Source organism: Streptomyces sp. NBC_00597, assembly GCF_041431095.1.
Taxonomy (GTDB): Bacteria; Actinomycetota; Actinomycetes; order Streptomycetales; family Streptomycetaceae; genus Streptomyces.
The window spans coordinates 162,017-184,186 of sequence record NZ_CP107758.1; the positions used below are offsets into that span (position 1 = coordinate 162,017).

Consider the following 22,170-nt stretch of genomic DNA (forward strand, 5'->3'; position numbering starts at 1 on the left):
GCTGACTTGCCGAGCGATCAGGCCTCGTTGATCTGGCTGAGGACCATCATCGGGGCGTCGTACGCCTCGTCGTTGCTGAGGACCGCGGCCTTGGCCGGGTCGATGACGCCCTCACCGGCGAGGCGGGCCTCGGTCGGGTTGGCGACGAGCTCGGTGTCGTTCAGGTTGTTGAGGACATCGCGCAGGGCCATGGGAATACCTCCTCGGGTGCGCCACCGTGAGTCGGTGGCGACTTGTTAACAGCATGTTCATGGCAACTTGACGCGCCCTTACGCGCGGCTGGATTCCCGACGGCGCCGCGGACCGGTCCCGCTGGGGCGTCGCTGGTGCCTGGGGGGCGCGGTGGTGCCTGGCGCTCGCGGTGGTGCCGGTGGGACCCGGAACGCACGCAGGCCCCCGCCACGGTGGGTGGCGGGGGCCTGGAGCGCCGTGCTCGTTACTGGAAGATCTCCTCGCCGTCGAGGATGTCGAACAGTTCCTCGGCCGTGGCGGCGCTCAGGTCGTCCTCGGGGTCCTCGGCGCCGAACAGCAGCTCCCGCAGGTGTGCGGCCAGCTTGACGGGCGACGGGTAGTCGAAGATCAGCGTGGGCGTCAGCCGGCAGCCGGTCAGCGCACCGAGCCTGTTGCGCAGCTCCAGGGCCGTCAGCGAGTCGAAACCGAGGTCCAGGAAGCCGCGGTCCGCCCGTACCGCGTCCTGCCCGGCATGGCCGAGCACGGCGGCGGCGTGCGCGCGCACGACGTCCAGCAGCTCCTGCTCGCGCTCCTTGGCGGGGAGGGCGGACAGGCGCTCGACCAGCGCCGCCGGGTCGGTGCCGCGGTCGGCGGTCCGGGCGGCCGAACGGGTGGGTTGGGGGACCAAGCCCTTCAGGAGGGCCGGGAGGTCGTCCGCGCGGGAGCGGAGCGTAGCCGTGTCCACGCGGAGCGGGACCAGGGCCGGGCGGCCCTTGGCGTGGGCCGAGGTGAAGAGCTCCAGGGCCTCTTCCACTTCGAGGGCCGGGAGGCCGCGCGCCGCCATCAGGCGGATGTCCTCTTCTATGGACTCGGTGAGACCCGTCCTGGCGGCCCACAGCCCGTACGCCAGGGCCTGCGCGGGCAGGCCCTCGGCGTGGCGGTGGGCGGCGAGGGCGTCGAGGAAGGTGTTCGCCGCCGCGTAGTTGGCCTGGCCGGCGGCCAGGGTGAGGCCGCCCGCCGAGGAGATCAGCGTGAACAGGGCCAGCGGCAGCTCGCGGGTCTGCTCGTGCAGGTACCAGGCCGCGTCCGCCTTCGGCGCCAGGACCGCGGACAGGCGGTCGGCGTCCATCGTGGCGATCAGGCCGTTGTCGCCCGTGCCGGCCGCGTGCACCACACCGGTCAGCGGGTGCGCGGTCGGTATCGCGGCGAGCAGGGCCGCGACCGCCTGCGGGTCGGAGACGTCGCAGGCGGTGACGGTGACCTCGGCGCCGAGCTCGGCGAGTTCGGCGGCGAGTTCGGCCGCACCCTCCGCATCGGGGCCGCGCCGGCTGGTCAGGACGAGGTGGCCGGCGCCGTGCTCGGTGACCAGGTGGCGGGCCAGGTGGGCGCCGATGCCGCCCGTGCCGCCCGTGATGAGGACCGTGCCCTCCGGATCCAGGACAGGGAGGTCCGAGCCGGCGTCCGTCACCGGGGTCAGGCGCGGGACCAGGAAGCCTGCCCCGCGTACGGCGCTCTCCGGCTCGCCGGAGACGATGACCGCCTCCACGCCGTCAACGCCGACACCGCCCGCGGGCAGGTCGGTGAGCTGGATGCGGCCCGGGTTCTCGGCCTGCGCGGCGCGCACCAGGCCCCACACCGGGGCCTGCACCACGTCGACGCCCTCGCCGGCGTCGGCGGCCACCGCACCGCGGGTCGCCACGACCAGCGTGGACTGCTCGAACCGCGGGTCGGCCAGCCACTCCTGGACGGCGGTGAGGGTCTGCCCCGCCGCGGAGCGCACCGCGTCCGGGACCGGGCCGCCGGCCTGCGGGACGGGGAAGACCACCGCGCCCGACACGGGGCCCGCGGGCAGCTCGTCCCACAGCTGGAACGCGGCCCCGGAGCCTGCGGGAACGGCGAGCGGACGCCAGCCGATCTCGAACAGGGTGTCCGGCTGCCCGCCGCCGAGCTGCTCCTGCGATACGGGACGGAAGGTCAGCGAGCCGATGGAGGCGACCGGTGCCCCGCTGCGGTCCGCGAGGGCCAGCGACAGGTTGTTCGTCCCGTGCTTGGTGATCCGCACCCGCAGCGAGGTGGCGCCGACCGCGTGCAGGGACACGTCCGACCAGGAGAAGGGCAGCTCCGTCGGCTCCTCGCCGGTGACGCCCTCGCCTACCCCGAGCGCGTGCATCGTGGCGTCGAGGAGCGCCGGGTGGAGGCCGAACAGAGCGGCGTCGTCGTGCGCTTCCTCGGGCAGTTCGATCTCGGCGAACACCGAGTCGCCCTGCCGCCAGGCGGCCTTGAGTCCCTGGAACACCGGGCCGTAGTCGTAGCCCTGCCGGAAGAGGAGCTCGTACGCGTCGCTCACCCGTACCTCGTCGGCGCCGGCCGGCGGCCAGGCGGTGAGGTCGGCGTCGAGGGTGGCGGGCGCGGTGCCGAGCAGGCCCTCCGCGTGCAGCAGCCAGGGGGTGTCGGGCAGGGCGTCCTGGTGGCGCGAGTGGATGCGGATCGTGCGGCGGCCCAGGTCGTCGGGGCCGACGGACACCTGGAGGGAGACGCCCCCGCGCCCGGGCAGGACCAGCGGCGCCTGGAGGACGAGCTCTTCCAGGGCCGGGTAGCCGACCTGCTCGCCCGCGTGCAGGGCGAGTTCGACGAACCCGGTGCCGGGCAGGAGCACGGTGCCCAGGACGTCGTGGTCGGCCAACCAGGTGTGGGTGTCGACGGAGAGGCGGCCGGTGAAGGTCACCCCGTCCGTGTCGGGGGAGGCGACGACCGCGCCGAGCAGCGGGTGGTCGGCGGGGGTCAGGCCGAAGGCGGAGGCGTCGCCGCCGGACTGGTTCTCGATGATCCAGTACCGCTCCCGCTGGAACGGGTAGGTGGGCAGGGCCACGGGCCGGGCCGCGGTGCCCTCGTAGAAGGCCGCCCAGTCGACCCGGGCGCCCGCGGCGTGCAGGTGCGCCAGCGCGGTCAGCAGGCTGCGGGACTCGGGCCGGTTCTTGCGTAGCACCGGCTCGATGACCGCGCCGTCGGTGTCGAGCGTCGTACGGGTCAGCGCGGTCAGGATCGCGTCGGGGCCCAGTTCGACGAAGCGGGTGACGCCCTTGGCAGCCAGCTCCCGGACGGCGTCGGTGAAGCGAACCGCGTCGCGGACGTGGCGCACCCAGTAGGCGGGCGAGGACAGGTCGGCGTCCGTGGCGAGGCGGCCGGTCACGTTGGAGACGATGGGGATCAGCGCCGGCTGGTACGCCACGCTCTGCGCGACCAGGTGGAACTCGGCCAGGGCCGGCTCGACCAGCGGCGAGTGGAAGGCGTGCGAGACCCGCAGCCGGGTGGTCCTGCGGCCGCGGCCGCCGAACTCCCCGGTGATGGCCTCGACAGCGTCCTCGCTGCCGGAGACCACGATGGAGCGCGGACTGTTGATGGCGGCGATGCCGACGGCGTCGGTGAGGTACGGAAGGACCTCCTCCTCCGTCGCCTCGATCGCCGCCATGGCGCCGCCCGCGGGCAGCGCCTGCATCAGGCGGCCTCGGGCGGTGACCAGGCGGGCCGCGTCGGGCAGGGAGAGCACCCCGGCCACGTGGGCCGCGGTGATCTCGCCGATGGAGTGCCCGGCCAGGAAGTCCGGCCGGACGCCCCAGGACTCGACGAGCCGGAACAGGGCCGTCTCGATCGCGAAGAGCGCGGGCTGGGTGTAGGCGGTGCTGTTCAGCAGCTCCTCGTCCTCGCCCCAGATCACCTCGTACAGCGGGGTGTCCAGGTACGTGTCGACCGCCGCGGCGACCTCGTCGAGGGCGTGGGCGAACACCGGGAACGCGGCGTGCAGTTCGCGGCCCATGCCCAGGCGCTGCGCACCCTGGCCGGTGAACAGGAACGCCGTCCTGCCGTCCTGGACCTGGCCCTCCACCACACCGGCGTCGGCGGCCGCGCCCTCGGCGAGGGCGGACAGGCCGGAGAGCAGTTCCTCGCGGTCCGCGCCGACGACGACCGCCCGGTGTTCGTGCGGGGTCCGGGTGGTCGCGGTCGAGTAGCCGAGATCGGTGAGGGCGAGCTCCTCGTCCGCTTCGAGGCGGGCGTGGAGCTGCGCGGCCTGGTCGGTCAGGGCCTGCGCGGACCGGCCGGACAGGACGACCGGGACCAGCGGCAGTTCACGGGCCCCGCCCTCCGCCCCGGAGGGCTGCTCGGCGGGCGCCTCCTCCAGGATGACGTGGACGTTCGTACCGCTCAGGCCGAACGAGGACACGCCCGCACGGCGCGGACGCTCGCCCGCCGGCCAGTCGACCGCCTCGGTCAGCAGCTTGACGTTGCCCGCCTCCCAGTCGACGTGCGGGGTCGGCTCGTCCAGGTGGAGGACCTTGGGCAGCAGGCCGTGGCGCAGGGCCTGCACCATCTTGATGACGCCGCCGACACCGGCCGCGGCCTGCGTGTGCGCCAGGTTGGACTTCAGCGAGCCCAGGTACAGCGGCTTGTCGCCGTCGGGCCGCCGGCCGTACGTGGCCAGGACGGCCTGCGCCTCGATCGGGTCGCCCAGCGTCGTGCCCGTGCCGTGCGCCTCGACCGCGTCGACGTCGGCGATGGTCAGGCCGGCGTTCTCCAGGGCGCTGCGGATGACGCGTTGCTGGGAGGGGCCGTTGGGGGCCGTCATGGAGCTGGAGGCGCCGTCCTGGTTGACGGCGGAGCCCTTGATGACCGCCAGGACCTCGTGCCCGTTGCGGCGGGCGTCGGAGAGCCGCTCCAGGACGATGACCCCGACGCCCTCCGAGCAGCCGGTGCCGTCGGCATCGGCCGAGAAGGACTTGCAGCGGCCGTCGGCGGCCATGCCGCGCTGGTGGCTGAAGTAGAGGAACATGTCCGGCTCGGTCATCACGGTGACGCCGCCGGCCAGTGCGAGCGTCGACTCGCCCGAGCGCAGCGACTGCGCCGCCAGGTGCATGGCGACCAGGGACGACGAGCACGCGGTGTCGATCGTCAGGGCCGGGCCCTCCAGGCCCAGGCTGAACGCGACGCGGCCGGTGACCAGGCTGCCGTCGCTCGTACCGGGACCGTAGTCGTGGTACATCACGCCGCCGAACACCCCGGTCTTGCTCTTGCGCAGGGTGTGCGGGGCGATGCCCGCGCTCTCGATGGCCTCCCAGGACGTCTCCAGCAGCAGTCGCTGCTGCGGGTCCAGACCCAGGGCCTCGCGCGGGGAGATCCCGAACAGCCCCGCGTCGAAGTCGCCGGCGTCGTAGAGGAAACCGCCCTCACGGGTGATCGTCCTGCCGAGCTTGCCCGGCTCCGGGTCGTAGAGCGCGTCGGTGTTCCAGCCCCGGTCCTCCGGGAACGCGGAGACGCCGTCGCGGCCTTCGGCCACGAGCCGCCACAGGTCGTCGGGGGAGTTGACGCCGCCGGGGTAGCGGCAGGCCATGCCCACGATCGCGATCGGCTCGGAAGCCCGCTCGGCCTCCTCGGCCAGCTCGCCGTTCTCCCGCCGCAGCCGCTCGTTGTCCAGCATGGACTGCCGGAGCGCGGTGACGAGTTGCTCAACTGATGCTTCCACGATGACCTCAGCCCTCGTTCGAATTCGGTTCGGCGGACGCAAGCGCGGCACGCACCAGGTCGTCGATGTTCATGCTCTTGATCTCTTCGCTGCGGTCGGCGGCCTGCGGCGCGGCAGGCCCACCGGACGCCGCCGGTGCGGCCGGCGCCCCCTGCTGCTCCACCGGTCCGGCGAGCCTCAGCAGCGCGTCCAGCAGACCCGCCTCGCGCAGTGCGGCGACCGGGATCGAGGCGAGCGCCTCGCGGATCGTGTTCTCGTCCTGGGCCGACGCCGCCGGCTCGGGCTCCGCGGCGTCCTCGATGGCCGGGAGGATCTCTTCGAGGAGGAACTCCGCCATCACGACGGGGCTCGGGTAGTCGAACATCATGGTCGCCGGCAGGCGCATTCCGGTCGCGGTCTGGAGCCGGTTGCGCAGGTCGATCGCGGCCAGCGAGTCGAGCCCCAGGTCCGTGAAGCCCTTGTTGACGTCGATGGTGTCCGGGTCGCTGTGGCTGACAGCCGCGACCTGGGCCCGGATCAGGTCCAGGACCGCCGGCTCCCGGTCGGCGGGCCGCATCCGGGCCAGCCGCTCCTCCAGCGACAGCGAGCCGGCCGCCGCCGCGGCCGCGGCCGCCACGGCCGGGGCCCGCACGTCCTGGCGCTGCTGCGCCGCCGGCTCGGCCTTCAGCACGTCCCGCAGGAGTACCGGGGCCTGGCCGGGCGCCGCACCGCGCGCCGCGTTGTCGACACGGATCGGGGCGATCATCACCTCGTCGAGGGTCATCGCCTCGTCGAAGAGCTCCAGCCCCTCCGCGGTCGGCAGCGCCGGCAGGCCCAGCGACTTCATCCGGCCGAGGTCGGAGTCGGTGACGCCGCCGCCCAGTCCGGTCTTCGTCTCCCACAGGCCGAACGCCAGCGAGGTGGCGGGCAGGCCGAGCGAGCGGCGGTGCGCGGAGAGCCCGTCCAGGAACCGGTTGGCCGCCGCGTAGTTGCCCTGCCCGGCGCCGACGACGAGTCCGGCGCAGGAGGAGAAGAGGACGAAGGCCGACAGGTCCATGCCGAGCGTCGCCTCGTGCAGGTGCCAGGCGGCGTCCGCCTTCGGCCGCAGCACGGCGTCGACCTGCTGCGCCGTCAGCTGCGCGGTCAGCGCGTTGTCCATCAGGGCCGCCGCGTGCACCACCGCGGTCAGCGGCTGCTCGGCGGACACGCCGGCCAGCAGCGCGTCCACGGCGCTGCGGTCCGACACGTCGCAGGCGACGACCGAGACCTCCGCCCCGAGACCGGCCAGCTCGGCGCTCAGTTCCCGCGCGCCGGGCGCGTCCGGGCCCCGGCGGCTGGTGAGCAGCAGGTGGCGTACGCCGTGCTCGGCCACCAGGTGGCGGGCGGTGATCGCGCCGAGGCCGCTCGTACCGCCGGTGATCAGTACGGTGCCCTCCGCCGACCAGGGCAGGTCGGAGGCGACCTGGCTGGAGGCGATCCGGGCCAGGCGCGGAACCTTGACCTCGCTGCCGCGCACCGCCGCTTCCGGCTCGCCGGTCAGGACGATGGCGGGCAGCACCTGGTGGGCGGCGGCCGAGCCGTCGGTGTCCACCAGGAGGAAGCGTCCCGGGTTCTCCTCCTCGGCCGAGCGCAGCAGGCCCCACACGGGCGCCTGGGCAAGGTCGACGGTGTCGGTGTCCTTCGCCTGGACCGCGCCCCGGGTGACCACGGCCAGCCGGGACCGGCCGAAGCGGGGCTCGTCGAGCCAGGCCCGGAGGACGTCGAGGACGGCGCCGGTCACCGACCGGACCGCTCCCGGTACGTCGCCCTCGCCCGCCGGCACGGGCAGCAGGACCACCTCGGGCAGCTCCGCGCCACCGTCCAGGGCCGCGGTGAGCGCCCCCAGGTCGGGGTACGCGGCCAGGCCGTCACCGAAGGCGTGGTCGGAGCCGCCGAGCACCGCCCAGCGGTCGGCGACCGCCGAGGCGCTGGCGCCGAGCGGCAGCTGGTTCCACACCATGTGGAACATCGAGGTGCGCTCGCCCTGGCCGGCGGCCGCGGCGGCGTTGACGCGGGCCGCCGTGACCGGGCGGACCACCAGGGAGTCGATGGTCGCGACCGGAGTGCCCCGCAGGTCGGACAGTTCGATGCGGACGGCGTCGGAGCCCTGCGACTTGTGCGACTCAACGGCCGTGATCCTGCCCCGGAGCTGCGAGGCACCGGCGGCGTGCAGGGTCACACCGGCCCAGGCGAACGGGAGCTGGGTGCCCCCGACGTCCTGCGGCCGGCGCCCGTCCATGAAGTCCGTCGCGCTGAGCGAGCCGTCGAGGATCGACGGGTGGATCCGGTACTCGGCGCCCACCGCGAGGTCGTCCTCGGGCAGCGACACCTCGACGAAGGTCTCCTTGCCGCGCGTCCAGATCCCGCGCAGGCAGCGGAACATGGGCCCGTATCCGTAGCCCTGGCCGGTGAGGTAGTCGTACACGCCGGAGATGTCGACCTCCTGCGCTCCCTCCGGCGGCCACACCCCGGTCCCGACCCCGAACGACTCGGGAGCCGGCGGGTGCTGGGCCCCGGGAGCGAGGACACCGCTGGCGTGCCGCGTCCACGGCGTGTCCGCCGGGCCGTCGTCGGGACGCGAGTACACGGCGAGCGAGCGGCGGCCGGTGGCGTCGGCCGCGTCGACGGTGACCTGGACGGCCAGGCCGCCGCCGTCCTCGCGCATCGGCATCAGCGCCTCGATGGTGAGCTCGTCGATCACGTCGCAGCCGACCTCCTCACCGGCGCGGATGGCGAGCTCCACGTACCCGGTACCGGGCAGGAGCACGGTCCCGAGGACGTCGTGGTCGGCCAGCCACGCGTGGGTCTTCACCGACAGCCGGCCGGTCAGCACCACGCCCCCGGCCTCCGGCGAGACCACCACCGCGCTCAGCAGCGGGTGCTGCGCCGGCTGCTGGCCCATGCTCGTGACGTCGCCGGCCGGGGCCGCCGCGGGAGCGTCGAGCCAGTACGGCCGGCGCTCGAAGGCGTACGTCGGCAGCGCGACTGCCTCTGCGCCGCTCCGGGCGTAGAAGGCCGTCCAGTCGATCGGGGTGCCGGTGGTGTGGAGGCGGGCCAGCGCCGTCAGGAGGGTGCGCGCCTCGGGGCGGTTCTTGCGGACGGCGGGCTCGACGACCGCGTCGTCGCCGTCGAGGGTGCTCCGGGTGAGGGCGGTCAGGATCGCGTCGGGGCCGAGCTCCAGGAACGTCTGGACGCCCTTGGCGTGCAGGTGTTGGACGGTGTCGGAGAAGCGGACGGCTTCGCGCAGGTGGCGGGTCCAGTAGTCCGGGGTGCCCCAGTCCTCGCTGATCGCGCCGTGCACACCGGCCACGACCGGGATCCTCGGCTCGTGCCGGGTCACGGACTCGGCCACCAGGTGGAACTCGGCGAGCGCCGGGTCCATGAGCGGCGAGTGGAAGGCGTGCGAGACGCGCAGCCGGGTCGTCTTGCGGCCCTGCTCGGTGAACGCGGCCCGGATCGCCTCGACGGCGTCCTCGGTGCCGGAGACCACGATGGAGCGCGGGCTGTTGATCGCGGCGATGCCGGCCTCGTCCGAGAGGAACGGCAGCACCTCCGGCTCCGTGGCTTCGATCGCGGCCATCGCGCCGCCGGCGGGCAGCGCCTGCATGAGGCGACCGCGGGCGGTGACCAGGCGGGCCGCGTCCTCCAGGGACAGGACCCCGGAGGCGTGTGCGGCCGTGATCTCACCGATGGAGTGGCCGGCCAGGAAGTCCGGCCGGACGCCCCAGGACTCGACGAGCCGGAACAGCGCGGTCTCGATGGCGAACAGGGCGGGCTGGGTGTAGGCCGTGCTGTTCAGCAGCGCCTCGTCCTCGCCCCAGATCACCTCGTACAGCGGGGTGTCGAGGTACGGGTCGACCGCGGCGGCAACCGCGTCGAGGGCCTCCGCGAACACGGGGAACGCGGCGTGCAGTTCACGGCCCATGCCCAGGCGCTGCGCGCCCTGGCCCGTGAACAGGAACGCGGTGGCACCGTCCACGCGACCGCCGGTGACGACGTCCGCGGACTCCGTCCCCCCGGCCAGCTTCGCCAGCTCCCGGATCGCCGCCGCACGGTCGTCGGCGAGGACGACCGCACGGTGGTCCAGCGCCGCCCGGGACGCCACCAGCGAGTACCCGACGTCGGTCAGGGACTGCTCGGGGTGGGCCTCCAGGTGGGCGCGCAGCGCCTCGGCCTGCCGGGGCAGTGCCTTCGCGTTCTTCGCCGACACCGTCAGGGCGGTCGGCGCGGCGGCCGCCGCGGGCGGTGTGACCGGCTCCGCTGCGGGCTCCGCCGCGGTCTGCGGAGCCTCTTCGAGGATGACGTGCGCGTTCGTACCGCTGAGGCCGAACGAGGAGACACCCGCGCGGCGCGGGCGCCCGCCCGCCGGCCACTCGACCGGCTCGGTCAGCAGCCGTACGTTGCCCTCGGTCCAGTCGACCTGCGGCGACGGCTCGTCCACGTGCAGCGTCTTCGGCAGGACGCCGTGGCGCAGCGCCTCCACCATCTTGATCACACCGCTGACACCGGCCGCCGCCTGCGCGTGGCCGATGTTCGACTTGATCGAGCCGAGCCACAGCGGCTTGTCCTCGTCGCGGCCCTGACCGTAGGTGGCCAGCAGGGCCTGCGCCTCGATCGGGTCGCCGAGACGGGTGCCCGTGCCGTGGCCCTCGACGGCGTCCACATCGGCCGTCGTGAGCCCGGCCGCGGCCAGCGCCTGCTGGATGACCCGCTGCTGGGAAGGCCCGTTGGGGGCGGTGAGGCCGTTGGACGCGCCGTCCTGGTTGATGGCGCTGCCCCGGATCACGGCGAGCACGGGGTGGCCGAGCCGCTCCGCATCGGAGAGCCGCTCGACGAGCAGCAGACCGATGCCCTCCGCCCAGCCGGTGCCGTCGGCGGCCCCGGCGAAGGCCTTGGACCGGCCGTCGGCGGCGAGGCCGCGCTGCTGGCTGAAGTCGACGAACAGGTCCGGCGTCGGCATGACGGTCACACCGCCGGCCAGTGCCATCGTGATCTCACCGGAGCGCAGCGCCTGGCAGGCCATGTGCAGGCTGACCAGGGACGAGGAGCAGGCGGTGTCGACCGTGACGGCCGGGCCCTCCAGACCGAGGGTGTACGCGACGCGGCCCGAGGCGATCGAGCCCGCGCTGCCGTTGCCGAGGTATCCCGCGAGGTCCTCGGGGACGTCCGTGAGCCGGCTGCCGTACTCGTGGTACATGATGCCCGCGTACACGCCGGTCCGGCTGCCGCGCAGAGTCTGCGGGTCGATCCCGGCCCGCTCGAACGTCTCCCACGCGGCCTCCAGCAGCAGGCGCTGCTGCGGGTCCATCGCGAGCGCCTCGCGCGGCATGATCCCGAAGAACTCCGCGTCGAACTCGGCGGCGTCGTACAGGAAGCCGCCGTCCTTGGCGTACGTCTTGCCGGGCGTACCGGGCTCGGGGTCGTAGATGGCGTCGGCGTCCCAGCCGCGGTCGGTCGGGAACGCCCCGACGGCGTCGCGGCCCTCCGCGACCAGCTGCCACAGGTCCTCGGCGGACCGTACGCCGCCCGGGAAGCGGCAGCTGATCGACACGATGGCGATCGGGTCCGTGTCGGCGGGAGCGGAGGCCCCGGCGCGGGGCGCGGCGGCAGCGGCCGGTGCCGCCTGGCCGGCGGTGGCCGACAGCTTGTCCAGCACGAAGCCCGCGACCGCCCGGGAGTTGGGGTAGTCGAAGACCAGCGTGGCCGGCAGCCGCAGACCGGTCGCGGCCTGGAGCAGGTTGCGCAGTTCGACGGCGGCCAGCGAGTCGAAGCCCTGCTCGCGGAAGGCGGTCTCCGGTCCGATCGCGTCCGGGGACGGGTGGCCGAGCACCGCCGCCACCTGCGTGCGGACGAGTTCGAGCACGATCCGGTCGCGCTCCTGGGCGGAGGCCCCGGCGAGGCGGCGCTCCAGCTCGGAGGTCTCGGAAGCCTGCGCCTGTACGGTCCGGCGGACCGGTCCGCGCACCTTGCCGCGCAGCAGCGCGGGCAGGTCCTCGCCACGGGCGGCGAGCGCCGCGGCGTCCGTCTTCAGCGGCAGGACCACGGCGTCGTCCCCGGCGACCGCGGCGTCGAAGAGGGCGAGCCCCTCCGCGACGGTCAGCGCCGGCAGTCCCAGCCGCTTCATCCGCTCCAGGTCGGCGTCGGTGAGGTCACCGCCGAGACCGGTGCTGATGCCCCACATGCCGAACGCGGGTGCCGTGGCCGGCAGGCCCTGGGCCCGGCGGTGCGTGGCGAGGGCGTCCAGGAACGAGTTGGCCGCCGCGTAGTCGGCCTGGCCGGCGGCCAGTACGGAGCCGCCCGCGGAGGAGAAGAGGACGAACGCCGACAGTCCGGCGTCCCGGGTCAGCTCGTGCAGGTTCCACGCGCCGTCGGTCTTCGGCCGCAGTACGGAGTCGAAGCCCTCCGAGGTCAGCGAGCCGACGAGCCCGCCGCCCGCGACGGCCGCCGCGTGCACCACCCCGCTCAGCGGGTGGTCCGCGTCGATGCCGGCCAGGACGCCGGCGAGCGACTCCCGGTCCGTCACGTCGCAGGCCGCCACGGAGGCGTGGGCGCCCAGCTCGGCGAGCTCGGCGACGATCGCCCCGGCGTTCGGCGCGTCCGGGCCGCGGCGGCTGGTCAGCAGCAGGTGCCGCACCCCGTGCTCGGCGACCAGGTGGCGGGCCACCAGTGCGCCGAGGCCGCTGGTACCGCCGGTGACCAGCACGGTCCCGGTCGCACTCCACGGGGAGGCGGGCGCGGGGGAGGCGATCCGGGTCAGGCGCGGGACGCGCACCTCGCCGGAGCGCACGGCCGTCTCGGGCTCGCCGGAGGCCACCGCGGCCGCCACGTCGGCGTCCGGATCGGCGGCGTCGGCGGACACGTCGACCAGCACGAACCGGCCGGGGTTCTCCGCCTCGGCGGCCCGGACCAGGCCCCATACGGCGGCCTGCGCCGGATCGGCGTCCTCGCCGGCCAGGACGGCGACACCGCCGCGGGTGACCACCGCGAGGCGGGCGGATCCGGACTCCGGATCGACCAGCCAGCCCTGGACCTTCGCGAGCACCTCGGGCACCACCGCACGCACCCGGGCCGCGGCGTCGTCGCCGGCCGGGACGGGGGCGAACCACACGGCGGCTTCGGCCGCTTCGGCTCCGCTCGGAGCCGTACGCAACCACTCGACGCGGTGCAGGGAGGCGGACGCGTCACCGGATGCCGCCGCGAGCTGCGCCTCGGAGACCGGACGCGACACCAGCGACTCCACGGTCGCCACAGGTGCACCCGTCTCGTCGGCGACCATGATCGCCGACACCTCGTCGCCACGGACGCGGCGGATGTGCACCCGCAGCACGGACGTACCGGCCGCGTGCAGGGTGACCCCGTTCCAGGAGAACGGAAGCAGCGTAGCCCCCTCGGCGGCGCCGTTGCCGCCGAGCAGGTCCGCGTGCATCGCGGCGTCGAGGAGGGCCGGGTGCAGACCGAACTGCGCGGCGTCGGCGTGCGCCGACTCGGGCAGCGCCACCTCGGCGAACACGTCGTCGCCCCGGATCCAGGCGGCCTTCAGGCCCTGGAACACCGGGCCGTACGCGTACCCGCGCTCCAGCAGCCGGTCGTACGCGCCGTTGACGTCGAGCGCGGTCGCACCGGCCGGCGGCCACTGGGACAGGTTGAACGCGGGAGCCGGCGCACCCGGGACCACCGTGCCGTACGCGTGGCGGGTCCACGGGGCGTCCGGGGCGGAGCCGCGGGAGTGGACGGAGACCGACCGGGCGCCGGAGGCGTCCGGGGTACCGACCCGCACCTGGAGGGCCACGCCACCGCGGGCGGGCACGATCAGCGGTGCTTCGAGGAGCAGCTCCTCGATCCGGTCGCAGCCGACCTGGTCGCCGGCGCGGACGGCCAGCTCTACGAAGCCGGTGCCCGGCAGCAGGATCGAGCCGAGGACGTCGTGGTCGGCCAGCCAGGGCTGGGTGTCGACCGACAGGCGCCCGGTCAGGACGACTTCGCCGGAGTCGGCGGCGGCGATCGCGGCGCTGAGCAGCGGGTGCCCGACGGATTCGAGACCGGCGGAGCCGAGCCCGGCACCGCCGCCGGCCGCCGCGCCCTCCAGCCAGTACCGCTGGTGCTGGAAGGCGTACGTCGGCAGATCGGACCAGCGGTCCTCGGCGGCCCGGTAGAAGGCCGCCCAGTCGATCGGCGTACCGGTGGTGTGCAGCTGCGCGACGGCGGTCAGGAGCGTCTGCGCCTCGGGGCGGTTCTTGCGCAGCACCGGCTCGACGACCGGCGCCTCGGTGTCACCTTCGGCGTCGAGAGCGGCGTCGAGGGTGGTCCGGGTGAGGGCGGTGAGGATGGCGTCGGGGCCGAGCTCCAGGAACGTCTGGACGCCCTTGGCGTGCAGGTGTTGGACGGTGTCGGAGAAGCGGACGGCTTCGCGCAGGTGGCGGGTCCAGTACTCCGGGGTGCCCCAGTCCTGGCTGATTTTCCCGTGGACGCCGGAGACGACCGGGATCTGCGCGGGTGCGTAGGTCACGGATTCGGCGACGGCGCGGAACTCGGCGAGTGCCGGGTCCATGAGCGGTGAGTGGAAGGCGTGCGAGACGCGCAGCCGGGTCGTCTTGCGGCCCTGCTCCGTGAACGCGCCCCGGATCGCCTCGACGGCCTCCTCGGTGCCGGACACCACGATCGAACGCGGGCTGTTGATCGCGGCGATGCCGACGGAGTCGGTGAGGTGCGGGAGGACTTCCTCCTCGGTGGCCTCGATCGCCGCCATCGCGCCGCCCGCGGGCAGCGCCTGCATCAGACGACCGCGCGCTGTGACCAGACGGGCCGCGTCCTCCAGGGACAGGACCCCGGCCACGTGCGCTGCGCTGATCTCACCGATGGAGTGGCCCGCCAGGAAGTCCGGCCGGACGCCCCAGGACTCGACGAGCCGGAACAGGGCCGTCTCGATCGCGAAGAGGGCGGGCTGCGTGAACGCGGTGCTGTTCAGCAGGGCCTCGTTCTCGCCCCACATCACCTCGTAGAGGGGGGTGTCCAGGTGCGCGTCCAACGCCGCGACGACCTCGTCGAGGGCCTCCGCGAACACGGGGAACGCGGCGTGCAGTTCACGGCCCATGCCCAGACGCTGCGCGCCCTGGCCCGTGAACAGGAAGGCCGACTTGCCCTCCCGTACCTGACCCTGCACCACGCCCGGGGCCGTGGCCCCCTCGGCGAGGGCCGTCAGGCCGGCGAGGAGCTCCTCGCGGGTCTCACCCACGACGACGGCCCGCTCGCCCAGCCGGGCGCGCCGCGTGGCCAGCGCCCGGCCCGTCACGGCGAGGTCCGCCTCGTCCAAGGTCTCCAGGTGCGCGACCAGTCGCGCCGCCTGCGCCCGCACGGCCTGCGCCGTCCGCCCGGACACCACCCACGGGACCGGTCCGGCGGCGGCCTCGGGGGCCTCTCCGGAAGCCTCGGCCGGGGCCGCCACCGGCGGCTCTTCGAGGATGAGGTGGGCGTTCGTACCGCTGATGCCGAAGGACGAGATGCCCGCGCGGCGCGGGCGCCCGCCCGCGGGCCACTCGACCGCGTCGGTCAGCAGCTCCACCGCGCCCGCGTCCCAGGCGACCTGGGGGGAGGCCTCGTCGGCGTGCAGGGTCTTCGGCAGGACGCCGTGCTCCATGGCCTGGAGCATCTTGATGACGCCCGCGACACCGGCGGCGGCCTGCGTGTGGCCGATGTTGGACTTGATCGAGCCGAGCAGCAGCGGCCGGCCGTCCTGCGGGCGCTCCTGGCCGTACGTGTCGAGCAGGGCCTGCGCCTCGATCGGGTCGCCCAGCGTGGTGCCGGTGCCGTGGCCCTCGACGACGTCGACGTCGGCGGCGCTCAGGCCGCCGTCCTGGAGGGCACGGCGGATGACGCGCTGCTGCGACGGGCCGTTCGGGGCGGTCAGACCGTTGGACGCGCCGTCCGAGTTGACCGCGGAACCGCGCAGGACACCGAGGATGCGGTGGCCGTTGCGTTCGGCGTCGGACTGCCGCTCCAGGAGCACCAGGCCGACGCCCTCGCCCCAGCCGGTGCCGTCGGCGCCGCTGCCGAAGGACTTGCACCGGCCGTCGGCGGCCAGGCCGCCCTGCCGGCTCATGTCGATGAAGGTGTCCGGGGTGGACATGACGGTCACGCCGCCCGCGAGGGCGAGCCCGCAGTCGCCGCGCCGCAGTGCCTGCGCCGCCCAGTGCATGGCGACCAGGGACGAGGAGCACGCCGTGTCCACGGTCACCGCGGGGCCTTCGAGGCCGAGCGCGTACGCGACGCGGCCGGAGACCACGCTCGCGAGGCTGCCGTTGCCGTGGTAGCCGGCGAGCTGCTCGGGCAGCGGGCCCAGGCGCAGACCCCAGTCGTGGTACATCACGCCGGCGAACACGCCGGTGTCGCTGCCGCGCAGGTCGTGCGGGTCGATGCCGGCCCGCTCGAACGTCTCCCAGGAGACTTCGAGGAGCAGCCGCTGCTGCGGGTCCATGGCCTGCGCTTCGCGCGGGCTGATCCCGAAGAACTCGGCGTCGAACTCGGCGGCCTCGTAGAGGAACCCGCCCTTGTCGCTGAGGCTCTTGCCGGGCTTGCCCGGCTCCGGGTCGTGGATGTCGGAGTCCCAGCCGCGGTCGGTCGGGAACGAGCCGACGGCGTCGACGCCGCCCTGGACGAGCTGCCACAGGTCGTCCGGCGTCGAGACGCCGCCCGGGTAGCGGCAGGCCATGCCGACGACCACGATCGGGTCGTCGTCGGCCGGGACGGGTGCGGTGGCGGGCGCCGTGCGGCGGGCCTCCTTGCCCGGGTCGCCCAGCTTGGCCGCCAGGTGGTCGGCGAGCGCGCTCGGCGACGGGTAGTCGAAGATGAGGGTGGCGGCCAGGGGGATGCTGATGGCCGAGCTGAGCCGGTTGCGGAGCTCGACGGCTGCGAGCGAGTCGAAGCCCATCTCGTTGAACGCGCGCGTCGGGTTGATGCGGTCGCCGCTCTCGTGGCCGAGGACGGCCGCGACCTGCGTACGGACGAGGTCCAGCAGGGCCTCGCCGCGCTCGGCGCGGGAGAGGCCGGCCAGCCGGCGGGCCAGGGACTGCTCGACGGGGACGGCGCCGGTGCCCGCACTGCGGCGGGCGGGGCGGACCAGGCCGCGCAGGACGGACGGGACCTCGGCGGCCCGCGCCTGGAGCGTGCGCAGGTTGAACCGGACGGGTACGACGGCGGCTTCGCCGCCGGTCGCGGTGAGCGCGCCGTCGAGCAGCGCGAGGTTCTCTGCGGGGGACAGCACCTGGAGGCCGAGGCGCTCGATGCGGCGCAGGGCGGCCTCGTCGAGCTGTCCGCCCATGCCGCCGACGCCGGTCCACAGACCCCAGGCGAGGGAGGTCGCCGGGAGTCCGGCGGCGCGGCGGGTGGCGGCCAGCGCGTCCAGGAAGACGTTGGCGGCCGCGTAGTTGCCCTGGCCGGCGCCGTCGAGGAGCGTCGCCGTGGACGAGAAGAGGACGAAGGCGGACAGGTCCAGCCCCTGCGTCAGCTCGTGCAGGTTCCACGCCCCGTCGGCCTTGGGCCGCAGGACCGTGTCCAGCCGTCCGGCGTCGAGCGAGCCGACGAGTGCGTCGTCGATGACACCGGCCGCGTGCACGACGGCGGTCAGGGGTCGGTCGGCGGGTATCGCGGCGAGCAATGCGGCCACGGCGTCCCGGTCGGACGCGTCGCACGCGGCGACGGTCACCCGGGCGCCGAGCCCGGTCAGCTCCTCGGCGGTCTCGCGCACGCCGGGGGCGTCCCCGCCGCGGCGGCCGGTCAGCAGCAGGTGGCGTACGCCGTGCTCGGTGACGAGGTGGCGGGCGACGGCGGCGCCGACCCCGCCGGTGCCGCCGGTGATCAGTACGGTGCCCTGCGGGCCCCACGGCGAGGGCTGCGGGTCGGCCGACGGCAGTGTCGCCAGCCGGGACACGTACAGCTCGCCGCCGCGGACGGCCGCCTCGGGCTCGTCGAGGGCCGCGGCGATCCGCAGCAGCTCGTCCGGCTCCAGCGAGCCGTCGGTGTCCAGCAGGACGAACCGGCCCGGGTTCTCGGCCTGCGCGGAGCGCACCAGGCCCCACACCGGTGCCTGGGACAGGTCGATGTCCTCGCCCGGGGTGACGGCGAGCGCCCCGCGGGTCAGGACGACCAGCCGGCCGGTGGCCGACCGCTCGTCGTCCAGCCACTGCTGGAGCGCGGTCAGGACGTCCCCGGCGACGGCGCGCACCTGCGCGGGTACGTCGCCCGCGGCGCCCCGGAGGGCGTGGTGGGCGACGGCGGCGGGCGCGTCCTCGTGCGGCGCGGGCAGCGGCCGGGAGGTCCAGCGGAGGTGGAACAGCGCGTCGTGGGCCTGCGGGCGCAGCTGCTCGGCGGTGACGGGGCGGACCGTGAACGACTCGACGGAGGCGACGGGCAGGCCGTCGGCTCCCGCCAGGTCGATCGCGACGGAGTCGGCGCCGGTCGCGGTGATCCGGACCCGCAGCGCGGAGGCGCCGGCCGCGGTCAGGGAGACGCCCGACCAGGCGAAGGGCAGCCGCGGGCCGTCGGCGACGGGCTCGGGGGAGGCGAAGTCGGTGGCCTGCAGGACGGCGTCGAGCAGCGCCGGGTGCAGCCCGAACGCGGAGGCCTGGTCCACGACGCAGGCCGGCAGCGCGACCTCGGCGTAGGCGACGCCGTCGCCCTGCCAGACGGCCCTCAGGCCGTGGAACGCGGGGCCGTAGCCGTACCCCTGCTCCGCCATGTCCTCGTAGAGGCGTGCGGTGTCGACGGGCCGGGCGCCGCGCGGCGGCCACACGGTCGTGTCGAACGGCTCGGCGGAGGCGGGGGCGGAGGCCGCAGCGGCGGCCAGCACGCCCGAGGCGTTGCGGGTCCACGGCGCGTCGGCCGGGGCGTCCTCGTCGCGCGAGTAGAAGGCGATCGGGCGGCGGCCGTCGTCGCCGGCGGCCTCGACCACGATCTGGAGCGCCACCCCGCCCGTCGCGGGCAGCAGCAGCGGAGCCTCCATGATCAGCTCGTCGAGGCGCTCGCAGCCGGTCTCCTCGCCCGCACGCAGCGCGAGTTCGACGAACGCCGTACCCGGCAGCAGGGTGCTGCCGGCGATCACGTGGTCGGCCAGCCACTGCTGCGAGCGCGCCGACACCCGCCCGGTCAGCACCGAGGCGCCGGTGTCGGCGAGGGACACGACCGCACCCAGCAGCGGGTGGTCTGCGGCCACCTGCCCGAGCCCGGCGGCGTCGCTGCGGGAGACGGGGGCGGCCAGCCAGTAGCGCTCGCGCTGGAACGCGTACGTCGGCAGCTCGGCGCGGCGGGCGCCGCTGCCGGCGTAGTACGCCTCCCAGTCCACCCGCGCACCGCGGGCGTGCGCGGTGGCCAGGGCGGCCGACAGCTGCCGCAGGTCGTCGTGGCCGCGGCGCAGCGCGGCGACGAACACCGGTGCGCCGCCGAGGGCTTCGAGGCAGTCGCGGCCCAGGCCCGACAGGACGGGGTCGGGGCCGATCTCCAGGAACGTGGTGGCGCCGAGCTCGGCGAGGCGGCGCACCCCGTCGTCGAAGCGGACGGCCTCGCGGACGTGCCGCACCCAGTACTCCGGCGAGCACAGCTCGGCGGCCGTCGCGGCGCGCCCGGTCAGCGTCGACACCAGGGGGATGCGCGGGGCGCGGTAGTCGAGGATCTCGGCGATCCGGCGGAACTCCTCCAGCATCGGCTCCATGAGCGGCGAGTGGAAGGCGTGGCTCACCCGCAGCTGCTTGGTGCGGTGCCCGTCGGCCTCCAGTTGCGCGGCGACCGCGGCGACGGCGTCGGCCTCGCCGGAGATGACCACGGACGCCGGCCCGTTGACCGCGGCGACGGCCACCCGGTCGGCGACGGACGCCAGCAGCGGGGCGACCGTCTCCTCGGAGGCCGTCACCGCCATCATGGCGCCGCCCTTGGGCAGTTCCTGCATGAGGCGGCCGCGCGCGGCGACCAGGGTGGCGGCGTCGTCCAGCGACAGCACGCCCGCGACGTGTGCGGCGGCCAGCTCGCCGATGGAGTGCCCGGCCACGTAGTCGGGGCGCACGCCCCAGGACTCCAGCAGCCGGAAGAGGGCCACCTCGACGGCGAAGAGGGTCGCCTGCGCGTACACCGTCTCGCTCAGCAGGGCGCTGTCGGCGGTGTCCTCGGCGGCGAACAGGATCTCGTGGAGCGGCCGGTCCAGCTGGAGGTCGAGGTAGCCGATCGCCTCGTCCAGGGCGGCGGCGAACACCGGCTGGCTGTCGTACAGGCCGCGGCCCATGGCGGCGCGCTGGCTGCCCTGTCCGGTGAAGAGGAACGCGAGGCGGCCGCCGTCGGCGGTGCCCGGGAAGACGTACGGGGACTCCTGGCCGTCGGCCAGGGCGCGCAGGCCCGCCAGCACCTCGTCGCGGCCCTCGGCGGAGATGACCGCGCGGTGGGCGAGGCGGGCGCGGGTCGTGGCGAGGGAGTAGCCGAGGTCGGCCGCGGCCGGCGCGTCCTCCTCCTCGGCGCGGGCCAGCAGCCGGGCGGCCTGGGCGCGCAGCGCGGTCCCGCTCGCGGCGGAGACCGGCAGCAGCACGGGGGCGGCCGGGGCGTCGGCGGCATCGGCGGGCTCCGTCGGGTCGGCGGCGGGCGCCTCCTCGATGATGACGTGCGCGTTGGTGCCGCTGACACCGAAGGAGGAGACGCCGGCGCGGCGGGGCTCCTCGCCCTTCGGCCAGGCGACGGACTCGGTCAGCAGGCGGACCTCGCCGGCCGACCAGTCGACGTTGGGGGTGGGCTCGTCCACGTGCAGCGTGCGGGGCAGCTCGTCGTGCCGCATCGCCATCAGCATCTTGATGACGCCGGCCGAGCCGGCCGCCGCCTGGGTGTGCCCGATGTTCGACTTGGCGGAGCCCAGCCACAGCGGCCGGTCCGCGGGGCGGCCCTTGCCGTACGTGGCGAGCAGCGCCTGCGCCTCGATCGGGTCGCCGAGGGTGGTGCCCGTGCCGTGCGCCTCGACCGCGTCGACCTGCTCGCCGGTCAGCCCGGCGTTGGCGAGGGCCTGCCGGATGACCTGCTGCTGGGCGCGGCCGCTGGGCGCGGTCAGGCCGTTGGAGGCGCCGTCCTGGTTGAGGGCGGAGCCGCGGATGACACCGACCACCGGGTGGCCGTTGCGCTGCGCGTCGGACAGCCGCTCCAGGACGAACACGCCGACGCCTTCGGCGAAGGCGGTGCCGTCGGCGGCGGCCGCGAAGGCCTTGACGGTGCCGTCGGGCGCGAGGCCGCGCTGCCGGCTGAAGGCGGTGAAGGTGCCGGGGCTGCCCATGACGGCCACACCGCCGGCCAGCGCGAGCGTGCACTCGCCGCGCTGCAGCGACTGGACCGCCAGGTGCATGCCGACGAGGGAGCCGGAGCAGGCGGTGTCGACGGTGAGGGCCGGACCTGCGAGCCCGAGGACGTAGGAGACGCGGCCGGAGATGACGCTGGGGGCGTTGCCGCTCAGCAGGTAGCCGTCGAGGCCGTCCGGGGCCTCGTGCAGCCGCATCGCGTACTCCTGCGGCTCGGCGGCGATGAACACGCCCGCCTCGGTGCCGCGCAGCGTGGCGGGGTCGATGCCGGCCCGCTCGACGGCCTCCCACACGGTCTCCAGCACCAGGCGCTGCTGCGGGTCCATCGCGAGGGCCTCGCGCGGGCTGATCCCGAAGAAGTCCGCGTCGAACTCGGCGGCGTCGGGCAGGAACCCGCCGTGGCGCACGTAGGTGGTGCCGGGCGTCGACGGGTCGTCGGAGAACAGGGCCTCCAGGTCCCAGCCGCGGTCGGCGGGGAACTCGTCCCGTACGTGCTCGCCGTTGCTGACCAGGCGCCACAGGTCTTCCGGAGAGGCGACCCCGCCCGGGTAGCGGCAGCCGATGCCGACGATGGCGATGGGCTCGTCCGACACGGCCACCGCGCGCACCGGTGCTTCGGGGCGGTCCGACAGGCCCAGGACCTCGGTGCGCAGGTGGGCGGCGAGTTCGGCCGGGGACGGGTGGTCGAAGGCGACGGTCGGCGGCAGGGCCAGGCCGGTGGCCGTGTTCAGCCGGACCTGGAGCTCCAGCAGGGCGACGGAGTCGAGGCCCTGGTCCTTGAAGGACCGGTCGGGGTCGACCGACACGGGCAGGTCCGCCGGGGCGTCCGGGGCGTCGGCGTACTTCGACCGCAGCACGGCGAGCGCGTGATCGCGTACCAGGTCGAGCAGGACGTGGGTCTGCTCGGCCGTCGGAAGCGCTCCGAGGTCACGCACGAGCGCGGACTCCGTCGCCGCGTCCGCCGCGGTGTGACCGGTCGGCACACCGTCGGTGCCGGAGACAAAGTTTCCGGGCTCAGTCATCTGCACTCCACACACTCGTTGTCCGCAGCGGACGAAAGGACGTAAAGACGTAAAGACGTTCGAAAGGACTCCGATGTGACGGAGCGTCAACAAGCTCGCCGTCCGCCCGGAGACGACGGGGCGTCTCCGGACG

General features: G+C 74.8%; 3 protein-coding genes. All 3 read right to left on the reverse strand.

Going from position 1 to position 22,170, the window contains the following annotated elements; all coding sequences use genetic code 11:
* Nucleotides 1-17 precede the first annotated feature (17 nt).
* The 3 genes from OG974_RS30725 to OG974_RS30735 all read right to left on the reverse strand — a co-directional run bounded on the left by OG974_RS30725 (nt 18) and on the right by OG974_RS30735 (nt 22,037).
* Nucleotides 18-191: a hypothetical protein gene (locus OG974_RS30725; RefSeq protein WP_159044106.1), complete on the reverse strand. Its 174-nt coding sequence runs from the start codon at nt 189-191 to the stop codon at nt 18-20.
* A gap of 245 nt (nt 192-436) precedes the next feature.
* Nucleotides 437-5,686, reverse strand: coding sequence for a type I polyketide synthase (locus OG974_RS30730; RefSeq protein ID WP_331735050.1), 5,250 nt, complete (start codon nt 5,684-5,686; stop codon nt 437-439).
* 7 nt (nt 5,687-5,693) lie between these two features.
* Complete coding sequence (locus OG974_RS30735; protein ID WP_331735053.1) at nt 5,694-22,037, reverse strand: type I polyketide synthase; 16,344 nt, start codon at nt 22,035-22,037, stop codon at nt 5,694-5,696.
* Between the last annotated feature and the right edge of the window lie 133 nt (nt 22,038-22,170).